Below are 14,877 nucleotides of genomic sequence, written 5' to 3' on the forward strand. Positions count from 1 at the left end.
CGGTCCACCTTGACGATGGTCCCCTCGACGATGTCGCCATCGTTGAAGTACTTGATGGTCTTGTCGATAGCGGCGAGGAAGTCCTCAGCCGAGCCAATGTCGTTGATGGCTACTTGCGGCGAGGTGACGGCGGGACTGGGCATATTGTTGGGTTGCTCCGGACAGGTTTGATCGAAGGGACGGTTATTCCTGGTTGGGTGCCCGCCGACGTGCACACGGGTACCGAGCGAGCGTACTCGACCGGGCTCAACCCGACCAAACCAGGTACTGCCCACAGCTACGCTTCTGGGGTGTTCTCTGGCCCCGGGGTTGCCTTCTTCGCCGTGCCGCCGATGCCGCGGCCGGTCCGCAAGGTCGGCGCCCCGCTCGCCGCGATCATCGCGTTGGGCACCGTGGCGGGCCTCATCCTGGTGCTGGTGACCGCCGTGAACCCCGGCGGAACCGTCCTGGGCTTCACTCTGTCGACAGTCGCGATGTTCTTCGTCCTGCTGTGCTACCTGTGGTTGGACCGCTGGGAGCCGGAGCCGCCACGACTGCTGATCATGGCGTTCCTGTGGGGGGCCTCGGTCGCGGTGCTGCTCTCCGTGCTGTTCTCGGCGCTGTTCGAGAACCTGTTCGGCACCGGTGGCGACAAACCCAGCTTCCTGACAATCGCCGTCGGCGCCCCGCTGATCGAGGAGGCGGCCAAAGGCCTGTTCCTGGTGTTGATGATGACCGGCCGACGGCGCCGCGAACTCAATACCCTGACCGACTGCCTGGTTTATGCGGGCCTTACCGCACTCGGTTTCGCCTGGTTGGAGAACATCTTCTACATCGCCAGCGCCGAGACTCTGCCCGGTTCACTGGCGGTGGCCGGCATGCGGCTGGTGCTTGCCCCGTTCGCCCATCCCCTGTTCACCACCATGTTGGGCATCGGCGTCTACTACGCGCTCAAGCAACGCAGCGGTGTCGCGAAACTGGGCTGCCTGCTGCTGGGGTACCTGGGTGCGGTGCTGATGCACGGACTGTGGAACGGTTCGGCGCTGCTCAGCTTCACGACCTATCTGGGCGTCTATCTGGTGTGGATGATGCCTGTGTTCGGCCTCATGGTCGCCTTGGCGATCGCCAGCAGGCGCCGGGAGCAGCACATCATCGCCGGAAAGCTGCCGGGAATGATCGCCGCAGGCCTGCTGACTCCAGCCGATGCGGCGTGGGTGCATTCGCTGAAGGCCCGCAAGGCCGCAGTGCGGCTGGCGGGCCAGTTCGGCGGACGACCGGCTGCTGCGGCGGTCAAACGCTTCATCACCCAGGTCGTTGATCTGGCCTATGTCCGTGACCGCATCGACCGCGGGTTCGGCGACGACCGGGTGTTCGCCCTTCAGGCCGAAGAGGTGCACGGGGTGGCCGCGGCACGCGCCGCGGCCGGGCCGGCCCTGCACCGACTCAGCGGGTACCCGATTCCGATCGGTCGGGGCTAGTGGGCGGCGGTATCCCAGGTGGGGCCGTACCCGACCGACACCTCAAGTGCCACATCGAGCGGATACGCACCTCCCATCCGCTCGCGAACCAGCGCCTCGACGGCATCACGCTCCCCCGGCGCGACTTCCAGCAACAACTCGTCATGCACCTGCAGTAGCAGCCGCGACGACAGACCGGCCTCGCGCAGTGCGGCATCGACCCCGATCATCGCGACCTTGATGATGTCGGCGGCACTGCCCTGAATCGGCGCATTGAGGGCAGCCCGTTCAGCGGCCTCACGGACCTGCCGATTGCTGCTGTCAAGTTCGGGCAGATACCGCCGCCGGCCCAGCACCGTAGAGGTGTATCCGTCTTTGCGTGCCTGGTCGACGATCGCCATCAGATAGTCCCGTACCCCGCCGAACCGGGCGAAGTACTGGTCCATCTGGTCCTTGGCCTCCTCGGTGGAGATCTTCAGTTGTTGGGCCAGGCCGTAGGCACTCAGACCGTAGGCCAACCCGTAGGACATCGCCTTCACCCGCCGACGCAACTCCGCGGTGACCTCATCGATCGGCACGCCAAAGGCCTTGGCGGCCACGAACGAATGCAGGTCCTCACCGGTGCGGAACGCCTCGATCAGTCCCTCGTCGGCGGACAGATGCGCCATGATGCGCATCTCGATCTGGCTGTAGTCGGCCGTCATCAGTTCGGCGAACTGAATTCCTTCGCCGCTGCCGACGACGAACGCGTCCCGGATACGTCGGCCGGCTTCGGTCCGGATCGGGATGTTCTGCAGGTTCGGATCGGTGGACGACAACCGTCCGGTGGCCGCGATCGTCTGGTTGAACGTGGTGTGGATCCGGCCGTCGGGGGCAGTCGACTTCAGCAGGCCGTCCACGGTGACCTTCAGACGGGTGGCGTCGCGGTGGGCCAGCAGGTGTTCGAGGAACGGATGCCCGGTCTTGTCGAACAGCGACTGCAGAGCATCCGCATCGGTGGTATATCCAGTCTTGGTCTTCTTGGTTTTAGGCATGCCGAGCTCGTCAAAGAGCACCACCTGCAACTGTTTTGGCGAGCCGAGATTGACCTGCTTACCGATCACGCCGTAGGCGGCCTCGGCCGCATCCCGGATCGCCTCGCCGAACTCACGCTGCAGCGTCTCGAGCTTGGCCACGTCGACGGCGATGCCGACAGTCTCCATGGCGGCCAGCGTCGCCTGCACCGGAAGCTCCATTTCGCCGAGCAGCGAGGCTGACTCGATGCGCTCCAACTCGGCGTCCAGCGCGTCGGCGAGGTCGGCGACCGCACGGGCCCGCAAAATCAGCGTCTGCACCGCCTGATCGTCGACGCCCTCAGTGTCGTCCAGAAGTGAAAGTTGTTGCTGTTCCTGGGTTTCGGCACGCAACTCTCGGCGCAGATACCGCAGCGACAGGTCGTCCAGAGTGAAGCTGCGCTGCCCAGGACGCACCAGATAGGCGGCCAGGGCGGTGTCGGAGGTTACACCGGCCAGGGCCCAGCCCCGCCCGGCTAGGTCGTGAATGGCCGCCTTGGCTTCATGTAATGCTTTGGGCACAAAGGGATCGGCCAGCCATGCACCGAGTGCCGCTTCATCGCCAGCCGTCAAGGTTGTGGTTTCGATGTAGGCGCCCTCCCCGTCAGCGGCGGCGATCGCCACCGCCGTCGCATCACCGTCGTAGACCACGCGGGTTCCCGACACCGCCACCCCGGCGCGGCGACCGTCACGGACATGCTGTTCCAGCCATGCGCCGACCGCGCCGGGTTCCAACGCCCCGCCGCGGACGTCGAACCCTTCGTCGACCTCCGGTTCGACGGCGGCCAGGGTGTCGAACAGCCGGTCCCGCAGCACCCGGAACTCGAGGTCGTCAAACAACCGGTGAATCTGGTCGCGGTCCCAGGGCAGCAGTCGCAGGGTGTCTGGCGTCTGGGCCAGCGGAACGTCGCGCACCAGATGGGTGAGCTCCCGGTTGAGAACGACACTGGAGAGATTGGTGCGCAATGAATCTCCGACCTTGCCGCGTACCTCATCGACGTTGTCCACCAAGCCCTGCAGGGAACCGTATTCGACAATCCACTTGGCTGCGGTCTTCTCCCCCACGCCGGGGATGCCGGGCAGGTTGTCGCTGGGGTCCCCGCGTAGCGCCGCGAAGTCGGGGTACTGCTCAGGGGTCAGGCCGTATTTCTCCACGACCGCATCCGGGGTGAACCTGGTGAGCGCGCTGACGCCCTTGATCGGATAGAGCACGGTGATGTTGGAGTTGACCAGTTGCAGGGAGTCGCGGTCGCCGGAGACGACCAGAACCCGATAGCCTGCGCCGTCGGCCTGGGTGGCCAGGGTGGCGATGATGTCGTCGGCCTCGTAGCCGGGCTCAGCCAGCACGGTGATGCCCATGGCGCCCAAAACCTCTTTGGTGATGTCGATCTGGCCTCGGAACTCGTCGGGGGTCGACGCCCGGCCTGCCTTGTACTCCGGGTAGCGCTCGGCGCGGAAGGTCTGTCGAGACACGTCGAATGCCGCGGCGATGTGGGTGGGCCCCTCGTCGCGCAGCAGATTGATCAGCATCGCGGTGAACCCGTAGACGGCGTTGGTGGTCAGGCCGTTCTTGGTCTTGAAGTTCTCGGCAGGCAGCGCGTAGAACGCGCGGAAGGCCAGTGAATTGCCGTCCAGCAACATCAACGTTGGCTTTTCGGTCACGTCCACACTCTAAGCTTCGGACCACTGGCGGCCGCCAGCACCGCGCCTCTGACTGACGGGAAGAAGCGATGGCGATCACCCTGGCACTGGTGTTCGCGGGCCTGGCTGCCCTGCTGCACGTCTACATCTTCGTGCTGGAGTCCTTCGCCTGGACCACCGCCCGCACCCGAAAGGTGTTCGGCACCACCGCCGAGGAAGCGCAGACCACCAAAATGCTGGCCTTCAACCAAGGTTTCTACAACCTCTTCCTTGCCGTCGTCACCGCCGTCGGGGTCGCAATGATCCTGATCGGACACCGAAGTGTCGGTGCGGCTTTGGTGCTCGCCGGTGTCTGCTCGATGCTGGCTGCGGCCATAGTCCTGCTCGCTTCGTCACCGGACAAGGCGCGCGCGGCCGTCTCCCAAGGCGCATTCCCGCTCATTGCGGCGGTACTGATGGCGCTGAGCCTGATCTGACTCGCTGACCGAGGCCCGTCTCATGCGATGCGGGTGTGGTTCTGTTGTACCGTCCCGTCCACTAATCGGCACTGATCGCCGTGCTGGTGTACCGCTGACAGGAGGAATGGACCGTGGGAGCCTGCTGGGCATCCCTGAGGCCGGCGGGGCTACGCTGACCTCGTGCCAGATTCGCCAGACGTGCCTGCGATCGACGGCTGGTGGGAGGGCGAGTCCGGCGCGTCGCAGCTGATCGGGGCCCGGTGCCCGCAGTGCGGCAGCTACGTCTTTCCGCCGCGGGCAGGTACCTGCCCCAACCCCGGCTGCGGCGCCGACACGCTGGAGCCGACCGCCCTCTCGCGGCGCGGCACGCTGTGGAGCTACACCGAGAACCGCTACCAGCCACCCCCACCGTATCCGCAAAGCGAGTCCTTCGAGCCGTTCGCCGTGGCTGCAGTACAACTGGCCGACGAAGGGATCATCGTGCTCGGCAAGGTGGTCGAGGGCACTCTCGCGGCGGATCTGAAGGTCGGTATGGAGATGGAGCTCACCACCATGCCGCTTTACGTCGACGACGCCGGGGTCACTCGGACCGTCTACGCGTGGAGGACGGCCCCATGACCGATCCGGTGTACATCCTCGGCGCGGGGATGCACCCGTGGGGTAAGTGGGGCCGCGACTTCACCGAGTACGGGGTTGTCGCCGCGCGGGCCGCGTTGGCCGACGCGGGTCTGGACTGGACGCAGGTCCAACTCGTTGCCGGCGCGGACACCATCCGCAACGGCTATCCGGGTTTCGTCGCGGGCGCTACCTTCGCCCAGAAGCTCGGCTGGACGGGGATTCCGGTGTCGTCGAGCTACGCGGCCTGCGCCTCGGGGTCGCAGGCGCTGCAGTCGGCGCGGGCGCAGATCCTCGCCGGGTTGTGTGACGTCGCTCTGGTGATCGGCGCCGACACCACACCGAAGGGTTTCTTCGCTCCCGTCGGCGGCGAACGGCGCACCGATCCGGACTGGCAGCGGTTCCACCTCATCGGCGCGACCAATACGGTGTACTTCGCGCTGCTGGCGCGCCGCCGGATGGACCTCTACGGCGCCACGCTGGAAGATTTCGCGGCGGTAAAGGTCAAGAACTCCCGGCACGGCCTGAACAACCCGAATGCCCGCTACCGCAAAGAGAGTTCGATCGAAGACGTGCTTGCCAGCCCGGTGGTGTCGGACCCGCTGCGCCTGCTTGACATCTGCGCCACTTCCGACGGCGCCGCCGCGCTGATCGTGGCCAGCAAAGAGTTCGCCGAGAAGCATCTCGGCTCGGTGGCCGGAGTGCCCTCGGTGCGCGCGGTGTCCTGCGCAACGCCGAACTATCCGCAGCACCTCCCAGAACTACCAGATATCGCCACCGATTCCACCGCGGCCGTTCCCGCCCCGGAACGGGTGTTCAAAGACCACATCCTCGACACCGCCTACGCCGAAGCCGGGATCGGACCGGAGGATTTGAGCCTGGCCGAGGTCTACGACCTCTCGACGGCGCTGGAGCTTGACTGGTACGAGCATCTGGGGCTGTGCCCGAAGGGCGACGCCGAAAAGCTCCTGCGCTCCGGGGCGACCACCGTCGGTGGTCGCATCCCGGTCAACCCCTCCGGCGGGCTGGCTTGCTTCGGGGAGGCGATTCCCGCTCAGGCCATCGCCCAGGTGTGCGAGCTGACCTGGCAGTTGCGCGGGCAGGCCATCGGCCGTCAGGTCGAGGGTGCGACGGTGGGTGTCACCGCCAACCAGGGCCTGTTCGGCCATGGGTCCTCGGTGGTCGTCGCCCGGTGAGCACGACGGATGTCCAGCTTGGCCTCCTTGAGACAGCTGACGACGGCACACGGACGGCGATCCACGTAAGCGAACGGGCCGCAACCGGAACTCGCCCTGCGATGGGGAAGGCCACCCGCGAACGAGTTGATGGGCGACGCCTGGCAGGGCTGATCGGCGATCAGGCCACGCCCAGATAAGCCGCGCGGATGCTGTCGTCAGCCAACAACTCCCGAGCCGGTCCGGTGCGGGTGACTGTACCGGTCTCCAGGATGTAGGCGCGGTCGGAACGGCTCAGGGCCTGCTGGGCGTTCTGCTCCACCAGCAGCACCGTGGTGCCGGAAGCGTTGATCTCAGCGATGATCCCGAAAATCTGCGAAATCACCATGGGAGCCAAGCCCATCGACGGTTCGTCGAGCAGCAACACCCGCGGTCGCGCCATCAGCGCCCGGCCGATCGCCAACATCTGCTGCTCGCCGCCCGATAACGTGCCGCCCACCTGCTTGCGCCGCTCAGCAAGCCGAGGGAAGGTCGCAAACACCCACTCCAAACGTTCGTCGTGGGCCACCTTGGATTCGAACTTACGGCCGTAGCAACCCATTTCGAGGTTCTCAATCACCGTCATCCCTGGAAAGACACCCCGGCCTTCCGGTGCTTGTATCAAACCGTCGATCGCCCGCCGATGGGCTTTGACGGCTGTGATGTCGCGACCGTCGAACCACACCGAGCCCGCCGACAGCGGGCGCAGCCCCGAAACAGCTCGCATCAACGTGGTCTTGCCGGCTCCGTTGGAGCCCAGTAGCGTCACCAATTCCCCCTGCCGGACCACGAGCGAAACCCCGTGCAGCGCTTCGATCCTGCCGTAGTGGACCACGGCATCCCGCACCTCCAGCAGAGGGGCGTGTTCGGGGCGGCCGCTCGCCCCCGGCGTCTCAGAGTTCGTCATCGGGCACCCCCAGGTAGGCGGCGATCACGCCCGGATCCTCGCGGATCTGGGCAGGCAGACCATCGGCGATCTTGCGGCCGAATTCCAGCACGACGATGCGATCGGTGACACCCATGACCAGACGCATATCGTGCTCGATCAGCAGGACGGTGTAACCGTCGTCGCGGATTGCGTGGATCAGGTCGATCAGGGCGGCTTTCTCGCTGGGATTGAACCCTGCGGCAGGCTCGTCCAGGCACAGGAGCTTGGGTTCGGTGGCCAGCGCGCGGGCAATCTCCAGCCTTCGCTGGTCGCCGTAGGGCAGATTCTTGGCCTTCTCCTCACCGCGGTGCGCGATGCCGACGAATTGCAACAGAGCGGCTGCTTTTTCGATGGCCGTGTGTTCCTCGCGGCGATGGCGCGGGGTACGGATCAGCGCGCCCGGGACTGAGGTGTGATGGCGTGCGTCGGTTCCCACGACGACGTTCTCCAGGGCGGTCATCTCACCCCATAGCCTGATGTTCTGGAAGGTTCGGGCGATTCCCAGCCGAGTGATCTGGTGGCGCTTCCGACGGCCCAGCATCTGCCCGTCGAAGACCACGGTGCCCGAGGTGGGACGGTAGACCCCGGTGATCGCGTTGAAGCAGGTGGTCTTTCCGGCACCGTTCGGGCCGATAAGCCCCAGGATCTCACCACGCCTAATCCCGAAGCTCACCTCGTCGAGTGCGGTCAGCCCGCCGAAACGCACGGTCAGATTCGTTGCCTGCAAGAGGGTCTCGCCCTCGGCGACGTGAACGTCGCGGGTCAGCGATGCCATTTCCTCATCGATGATCGGCTCGGTCATGACGCAGCCTTGCTCTTGTCGGCGCTGGCCAGCAGGCGGCGGGCGGACTTGCCGTAGGCCAACAGTTGTTGGCGGACGGGGAGCAGGCCCTGCGGGCGGAAGATCATCAACACCACCAGGGCCAGCCCGAAGAATAGGTACTTGAGGTCGCCGAGGTTGATTCCCAGGAATTGCACGCCGAGCAAACGGTTGGGCAGGTACACGATGACGAAGGCCCCGACGATGACCCCGAGTTTGTTGCCCTGCCCGCCGAGTACCACCGCAGCCAGGAACAGCATCGAGTTGATGATGTTGAAGGTCGGCGGGGCGACGTACTGCACCTGTCCGGCATAAATCGCACCGGACAGTCCCCCGATCGCCGCTCCGATGACGAATGCCCACAATTTGAACCGGAATGTGTCGACACCCATGACCTCGGCGGCATCCTCGTCCTCACGGATTGCCACCCAGGCCCGGCCCACCCTGCTGCGTTCGAGGTTGCCGACCAGAATCAGGATCGCCACCAGCATGGCCAGACCTAGCCAGAACCACCAGGTGCCATAGTTCGCGTCACCACTGGAGTTTCCCGCGGAGAACACGCCGTCGGGCAGATCTTCACTCACCCCCACCCGGGGATAGGCGACCTGGTTGAGCCCGCGCGGACCGTTGGTCGTCTCGGCGAGGTTATCGGCCAGCAACCGGATTATCTCGCCGAAACCGAGGGTCACGATCGCCAGATAGTCGCCGCGCACCCGAAGGGTCGGGATGCCCAGGATCAGGCCGCTCAGCGCGGTGACGGCCATGGCGATGGGCACGCACGCCAACCAGGCCCACTTCTCGCTGAACAGCCCGCCCTCGCCTATTCGGTTCCAGGGACTGTCCGGGCTGGTCAACAACGCAACGGTGTAGGCCCCGACGGCATAGAAACCGACGTAGCCGAGGTCGAGCAGACCGGTCTGGCCGACCACGACATTGAGGCCCACCGCGATGATGGCAACCATCACGAACTGGGCCATGGTGCCGCCGAAGCTGATCCCGGGGGTGTCTAGGAACCGCGGGGTGTAGAGCGGCAGCAGTGCCAGCGCGCCGAATGCCAGAACGCCGAAGCCCCATTTCTGGATCCGGGTCAGATCTGACCACCAACCTCGCAGCGCGTCGCCGGGTGCCAGCAGGGTGTTCGGCGACCGGTGGCTCATGCCCGGGCCTTTCCGAGGCTTTCCCCCAGAATCCCGGTGGGCCGGATCAGCAGCACCAGGACAAGCAGGACGAAGGCAACCACATCGCGCCACTGGGTTCCGAAAACGGCCTGCCCGTAGTTCTCCATCACTCCGAGGATCAAACCGCCGAGGAGAGCGCCGCGCAGGTTGCCGATGCCCCCGAGCACGGCCGCTGCGAATGCCTTGATGCCGAGCAGGAAGCCGCCCGAGTAGATGATGCCCTGCGGGACTCGCAGCGTGTAGAGCAGTGCGGCCGCGCCCGCAAGGATTCCGCCGATGAGGAATGTCGTCATGATGATGCGTTCGCGGGAGACGCCCATCAAGGTTGCGGTGGTCGGGTCCTGTGCTACCGCCCGGATCCCGCGGCCGAACTTCGTCCGGTTGATCACGACGTCGATGAGCAGTGCCAGTACGAGGGCGGCGCCGACTATCACCAGGGTGACGTTGGTGACGTTCGCACCGAAGATCTGGAATTGGGTCTTAGGCTGCACCAAGATGATTGGCTGCTGCGCGTTGCTTCCGCCGTACCCATTGATGATCTTCGGCAGCACGAAGTGCACGAACTCCTGCAGCACGAAAGACATGCCGATCGCGGTAATCAGAAAGGTCAGCGGGCGGGCACTTCGTTTTCGCAGCGGCCGATAGGCGACTGCCTCCAATCCGACTGCGGCAGCGCCGGATACGGCCATGGCGAACAGCATCGCGATAGCGAGATATAGCAGCGTCAGTGCTACGCCCCGGTTGTAGGCGTTGCCGCTGGGGGTGAAGCCCAAGATCATATCCAGGCAGAAGTAGGCCCCGAACATGCCGAGCATGAAGATCTCGGAATGGGCGAAGTTGATCAGTCGCAGCACCCCGAACACCAGGGTGTAGCCCACTGCGACGAGTGCGTAGATGGCGCCCCAAGCCAGTCCGTCGATGGTGTACTGCCAGAAGCCGTCGCGCAGATTGGTGATGTTGAAGCTGATGTCACTGGCGAAACAGGCGTACTGGCTGAGGCACTCCTGGATCACGTGTTACTGAACCTTGTAGATCCAGATCAGGTCCGATGTGAGCTCGCCCTTGTCAGTCCATTGGTACTTCCTGGCCACACCCTGCCCGTCGTAATTGCGGACGAAATCCAGCAAGGCGGGGCGGGTGACGGCGCCGGAATCGATACCCTTGAGCAGGATCGTGGTCAGGTCGTAGGCCTCCAGGCTGTAGGTGCCGGGTGCCTGGCCGAACTGCTTGTTGTAGGCCTCCGCGAAGGCACCGGTCGCCGGGCCGCACGGGCAGGACAGCACCGCCCCCTTGGCGGATTCGCCTGCGGCTTTGACGAATTGCGGGTCCTTGAGGCCGTCGGGACCGGAGAACAGACCGGTGTAGCCGGCTTCACGCAACTGCTGCAGAAGCAGTGCGGCTTCGGTGTAGTAGCTGGCGTAGATGACCGCGTCCGGTTTCTGATTCACGATCTGTGTCACCGCCGCGGAGAAGTCCTTGTCGCCCTTCTTGACCGAGATGTTGCAGGCCGAGTCGGCAATCGGGCCCAGGGTGTCGCGCACGGCCCCAGCCTGGCCCACGCCCGCGTCGGTGCTGTCGTCGACGACGCACGCCTTCTTGATGCCGAGGGTGTTCTTCAGATAGTTGGCCAGCGACGGACCCTGCACGCCGTCGTTCGACAATCCGCGGAAGAAGGTTTTCCAGCCCTGGTCGGACAACGCGACGTTGGTGGCCGACGGCGTGACCGCCACCAGACCGGCCTGGTCGAAGGCCGAACCGGTCGCCTTGGTCTCGCCGGACCAGGTCGGGCCGACGAGTCCGACGATGGATGGGTCATCGATGATCTGCGGCGCAACCGACGTCGCCTTCTGCGGATCGCCCTCGGTGTCGAAAGGCTTCAACTCGATCTGGCAGTCCGGGTTGGCGGCGTTGTGGAGTTCGATGGCGAGTTCGGCGCCGTTTCTGACGTTGGTGCCGAACGGGGCGTCCGCGCCGGTGAGCGGACCTGCCATCGCAAGGGACAGGGGCGGGCAGACCGCATTGCCGGCGCCGGCGGGCTCGACGGGGGCGGCGGCGCCCTCAGCCGCCTTCACCGCTGTGCCGTCAGGGCTGATCTGGACCTGTTCGACGATCGTCAGATCACTCGGCGCGGCTTTATCGCCCGGCTTGGCCTGTTCGGCACATCCCGCGATACCCAACACTGCCAGACCCGCAGCACTGGCTGCGATCAACTTCCGTGTCCGTAAGTCGCCCACGTTCTACCCTCCGGCTCAATAGTTGTCGGAAACCACAACACGGGCCCCCGTGGAAACAGTTACTGGACCTTGTAGATCCAGATCAGGGTCGTCGTAAGTTCACCGGTGTCGGTCCACTGGTATTTGCGAGCCACACCCTGCCCGTCGTACTTCTTGGTGTAGTCCAAGAGCGCCTCGCGAGTGACCGCTCCGGAGCCGATGCCCTTGGCAAGAATGGTGCCCAGGTCATAACCCTCGGTGCTGTAGGTGCCGGGAGCCTGGCCGAACTTCTTGGTGTACTCGTCGGAGAAGGCCGCACCGGCCGGCCCGCAGGGGCAGGACAAGATGGCGTCCTTGGCCGACGAACCCGCCTGCTTGACGAACTCGGGGTCCTTGGTGCCGTCGGCGCTGGCGAACTTGCCGGTGTAACCGGCGTCCCGCAACTGCTGGACGAACGGTGCCGCCTCGGCGTAGTAGCCGCTGTAGAACACCGAGTCCGGCGACTGACCCTTGACCTGGGTCACTGCTGCGGAGAAGTCCTTGTCGCCCTTCTTGACCGAGATGTTGCAGGCCGCCTCGGCGACCGGCCCGAGGGTGTCGCGGACGGCCTTGGCCAGGCCGGTGCCATAGTCGGTGCTGTCGTCGACGACGCAGATCTTCTTGTCCCCGAGGGTGTTCTTCATGTAGTTGGCGACCGAGGGGCCCTGAACGCCGTCATTGGCAAGGCCGCGCAGGAAGGTTGTCCAACCCTGCTCGGACAGCGTCACGTTGGTAGCGGAGGCGGTCACGGCGACCAGGCCGGCCTGGTCGAACACTCCGCCGGTCGCCTTGGTCTCCCCGGAGAACGCCGGGCCGATCAGACCGATGATCGCTTCATCGTCGACGATCTGCGGCGCGATAGCGGTGGCCTTCTGAGGGTCACCTTCGGTGTCGAAGGTGCGCAGTTCGATCTGGCATCCCGGATTGGCGGCGTTATGTTTGTCCAGCGCCATCTGCACGCCGTTCTTGATGTTGATGCCGAGCGCGGCATCCGGACCGTTAAGAGCGCCTGCCATGGCGATTTTGACCGGCGAGCAGGTCGCTTTGCCGTCGCCAGCCGGGTCGGCGGGCGTCGCGCCAGCCGCAGGCTTGACCTCGTTACCGTCCTGGTCGACCTGGACCTGTTCGACGATGTTCAGATCGACGGGCGCAGCGGCCTCTCCCTGGGCGGCGGTCGTACCTGCCGACGACTCGTTGCTCGGAGCGGGTTGGCTGCACCCGGCGATGCCGAACATCAACAGTGCCGCCGAGCTGGCCGCGATTGCACCTCGTGCTGCGTAATTCGGCAAGTTCCACCTCCGGGTGTTGCGATCCATTCCGGCAGGCCGCTGATGACCTGCCGTCGATACTTGCGGTAGAACATAGCCAACCGGCGGGCAGACCGCGCGCGGGACCCTGCGAAACCCCGTGCTCAGTCGGGCGACGAGGCCGCCCCGGGCGGCTGCAGCGTCTCCAGGACCACCTCGGCGACGCGTTTCATGGTGGTGCGCCGATCCATGGCGGCGCGCTGCATCCAGCTGAACGCCTCGGGCTCGCTCATGCCGTGTTCGGCCTGGAGCAGGCCTTTGGCCCGCTCGATCAGCTTGCGTGTCTCCAGCCTCTCGCCCAACTCCGCGACCTCCCGCTCCAGCTGGGCGATCTCGGCGAACCGGCTCAGGGCAACCTCGATGGCAGGCACCAGATCGCTGATCGAGAACGGCTTGACCAGGTAGGCCATCGCGCCTGCGTCGCGCGCCTTCTCGACCAGGTCGCGCTGGCTGAAGGCGGTGAGCACAACAACTGGGGCGATTCGTTTGGCGGCGATCTCAGCCGCCGCGTCGATACCGTCGCGTCGCGGCATCTTGACGTCCATGATGACCAGATCCGGCTTCAGGCTTTCCGCCAGGTCGACGGCCTCCTGACCATCGCCTGCCTCGCCAACGACCTGGTAGCCCTCCTCGCGCAGCATCTCGCGCAGATCAAGGCGGATCAGCGCCTCGTCCTCGGCGATGAGAACCCGCGGCCGGGTGCGCTCGTCGGGGTTGGAGTTCGGGTCGCTCTCGGGGGGCGTCATGGGGGTCATTGTGGCGCGGTCAACGGCAGGCGGCGAACCGGGGCCGCAACGGGTCAACTATCGTTGGATTCCACCGATGCGCCCCACTATCGTGGGCTCCGCCGAACCGCCCTCGTATCCCAACTGGCAGAGGAAACGGATTCAAAACCCGTGCAGTGTGAGTTCGAATCTCACCGAGGGCACCAAACGACCACAGCCGTCGCAGCAGCTAGTCGGCTTGATGGCGCAGCTTCAGGCCAACGGCGGCACCCCGCCGCACATTCACGTTGACCCGTTCGGGTGGGCGCAGCTTCGCAAGCTGAAGTTCGGCGGCGAGAGCCACCAAAACCGGGTCTGGTGCGGGAACGGTGGACGCCGAACCGCTGCTGCTGGGCCTTCCGGTCACCGTCAACGTGGCGGTGCCGAAACTGACCCGGCGTAGTCATCGACCTTTCCGGCTTTCCCGGTCGGTTTTCCGGTAACCGGGCTGCCACCCCACAGCTAGCCGATTATCGGGGCAACTTCCCCCTCGGTGCCCATCGTCGTACCCCAAGGGCAAGAAAAACGCCCCCCGAGTCAAAAACCAACTCACCCCGCGGCTGGCCGCAAGTTACAGGTACCCGCCCGGAATTTTCAGCACGGATCCTTATCCACATGGGCAGGATTACGTCGAGCCTTGATGATCAGCCTGGCGAGTTGGATCGCTACGACAACCACAGCGAGCACCGAGATAAGGTCGCTCTGGGTGACGCCTTTGTGGATGCTGATGCCCATTAGTAACTGCCCTTTTAACGGTGTATCGACGAATGGCCAGATAGCGGACAACACAAGGGTTGAAGTCATCGAGGCCCAATTCGGTCTGGCTAAACACCAAGCAATGGATGCGAAAAGGGAATTCAGTACCACGATTGACCTGAACAACTCCTGAATATCCAGCACTAAACGCACCCCTAAATCCGGTCCATCTTTGTTTTTAAGCGTTGGGAACCTACAGCAGCACATGCTGGGGGGTCCCTCCCGACACGCCAACTTCCGCCCCTCAGGGCCGTAGGCGCAGTGAGCGCAGTGAGCGCAGTGAGCAGCCCCGAAAGGCCCTCAATTTAGACACCCGTCCAGTCTGGTATCACCGGATCAGCCTAGCGGTACATAGACTATCTAAGCAATGGCGTCCCGGCTGCACTGTCGAGTGCTATCAGCTGGGGCGTCTCGCCGGCGGCCGATACCTCGGACCGTACTTGTGGTTTCGGAGCT

Annotated in this window: 13 protein-coding genes, 1 tRNA gene and 1 pseudogene; 5 read left to right on the top strand and 10 right to left on the bottom strand. The window is 64.9% G+C overall.

Features of this window, described 5'->3' with window-relative positions:
- Positions 1 to 143: pseudogene (gene rpsA, locus ADBZ5N_RS11680) on the bottom strand (30S ribosomal protein S1); the annotation flags it as partial.
- Between the two features lie 189 nt (positions 144 to 332).
- On the opposite strand from rpsA, the gene ADBZ5N_RS11685 reads away from it, so the two are divergent.
- Entirely contained in the window at positions 333 to 1,457 is a 1,125-nt protein-coding gene (locus tag ADBZ5N_RS11685) for a PrsW family intramembrane metalloprotease (RefSeq protein WP_526257658.1), read from the top strand.
- Here the strand turns inward: ADBZ5N_RS11685 and polA are convergent.
- On the bottom strand, positions 1,454 to 4,129 hold the full coding sequence (gene polA / locus ADBZ5N_RS11690) for a DNA polymerase I (protein ID WP_526257659.1): 2,676 nt from the start codon (positions 4,127 to 4,129) through the stop codon (positions 1,454 to 1,456). The genes ADBZ5N_RS11685 and polA overlap by 4 nt on opposite strands.
- 89 nt (positions 4,130 to 4,218) lie before the next feature.
- On the opposite strand from polA, the gene ADBZ5N_RS11695 reads away from it, so the two are divergent.
- The 3 genes from ADBZ5N_RS11695 to ADBZ5N_RS11705 all read left to right on the top strand — a co-directional run bounded on the left by ADBZ5N_RS11695 (position 4,219) and on the right by ADBZ5N_RS11705 (position 6,398).
- Positions 4,219 to 4,605 (top strand): DUF1304 domain-containing protein, encoded by a 387-nt coding sequence (locus ADBZ5N_RS11695; RefSeq protein WP_526257647.1) that lies wholly within the window; start codon positions 4,219 to 4,221, stop codon positions 4,603 to 4,605.
- A gap of 162 nt (positions 4,606 to 4,767) precedes the next feature.
- Positions 4,768 to 5,205, top strand: a complete 438-nt coding sequence (locus ADBZ5N_RS11700) for a Zn-ribbon domain-containing OB-fold protein (RefSeq protein ID WP_526257648.1) — start codon at positions 4,768 to 4,770, stop codon at positions 5,203 to 5,205.
- Positions 5,202 to 6,398, top strand: a complete 1,197-nt coding sequence (locus ADBZ5N_RS11705) for a lipid-transfer protein (RefSeq protein WP_526257649.1) — start codon at positions 5,202 to 5,204, stop codon at positions 6,396 to 6,398. The genes ADBZ5N_RS11700 and ADBZ5N_RS11705 overlap by 4 nt, the downstream gene beginning before the upstream one ends.
- Positions 6,399 to 6,558: 160 nt before the next feature.
- On the opposite strand, the gene ADBZ5N_RS11710 is transcribed toward ADBZ5N_RS11705, so the two are convergent.
- The 7 genes from ADBZ5N_RS11710 to ADBZ5N_RS11740 form a co-directional block, all read right to left on the bottom strand.
- Positions 6,559 to 7,323 (bottom strand): ABC transporter ATP-binding protein, encoded by a 765-nt coding sequence (locus ADBZ5N_RS11710; protein ID WP_526257650.1) that lies wholly within the window; start codon positions 7,321 to 7,323, stop codon positions 6,559 to 6,561.
- On the bottom strand, positions 7,310 to 8,146 hold the full coding sequence (locus ADBZ5N_RS11715; RefSeq protein ID WP_526257651.1) for an ABC transporter ATP-binding protein: 837 nt from the start codon (positions 8,144 to 8,146) through the stop codon (positions 7,310 to 7,312). Before ADBZ5N_RS11715 ends, ADBZ5N_RS11710 begins: the two co-directional genes overlap by 14 nt.
- Complete coding sequence (locus ADBZ5N_RS11720) at positions 8,143 to 9,321, bottom strand: branched-chain amino acid ABC transporter permease (protein WP_526257652.1); 1,179 nt, start codon at positions 9,319 to 9,321, stop codon at positions 8,143 to 8,145. Before ADBZ5N_RS11720 ends, ADBZ5N_RS11715 begins: the two co-directional genes overlap by 4 nt.
- Positions 9,318 to 10,355 (bottom strand): branched-chain amino acid ABC transporter permease, encoded by a 1,038-nt coding sequence (locus ADBZ5N_RS11725; RefSeq protein ID WP_526257653.1) that lies wholly within the window; start codon positions 10,353 to 10,355, stop codon positions 9,318 to 9,320. Before ADBZ5N_RS11725 ends, ADBZ5N_RS11720 begins: the two co-directional genes overlap by 4 nt.
- Before the next feature lie 3 nt (positions 10,356 to 10,358).
- Positions 10,359 to 11,576, bottom strand: a complete 1,218-nt coding sequence (locus ADBZ5N_RS11730; protein ID WP_526257654.1) for a branched-chain amino acid ABC transporter substrate-binding protein — start codon at positions 11,574 to 11,576, stop codon at positions 10,359 to 10,361.
- 59 nt (positions 11,577 to 11,635) lie between these two features.
- Positions 11,636 to 12,910, bottom strand: a complete 1,275-nt coding sequence (locus ADBZ5N_RS11735; RefSeq protein ID WP_526257655.1) for a branched-chain amino acid ABC transporter substrate-binding protein — start codon at positions 12,908 to 12,910, stop codon at positions 11,636 to 11,638.
- A 95-nt stretch (positions 12,911 to 13,005) separates the two neighbouring features.
- Positions 13,006 to 13,647 carry a two-component system response regulator PdtaR gene (locus ADBZ5N_RS11740; RefSeq protein ID WP_526257656.1) on the bottom strand — a complete coding sequence of 214 codons (642 nt, stop codon included), beginning with the start codon at positions 13,645 to 13,647 and terminating at the stop codon, positions 13,006 to 13,008.
- Positions 13,648 to 13,755: 108 nt separating this feature from the next.
- Here ADBZ5N_RS11740 and ADBZ5N_RS11745 point away from each other — a divergent pair.
- Positions 13,756 to 13,832, top strand: a tRNA-Leu gene (locus ADBZ5N_RS11745).
- A 427-nt stretch (positions 13,833 to 14,259) separates the two neighbouring features.
- Here ADBZ5N_RS11745 and ADBZ5N_RS11750 read toward each other — a convergent pair.
- Positions 14,260 to 14,574 carry a hypothetical protein gene (locus tag ADBZ5N_RS11750; protein WP_526257657.1) on the bottom strand — a complete coding sequence of 105 codons (315 nt, stop codon included), beginning with the start codon at positions 14,572 to 14,574 and terminating at the stop codon, positions 14,260 to 14,262.
- Between the last annotated feature and the right edge of the window lie 303 nt (positions 14,575 to 14,877).

The organism is Mycobacterium sp. (assembly GCF_044370595.1).
Classification (GTDB): Bacteria; Actinomycetota; Actinomycetes; order Mycobacteriales; family Mycobacteriaceae; genus Mycobacterium.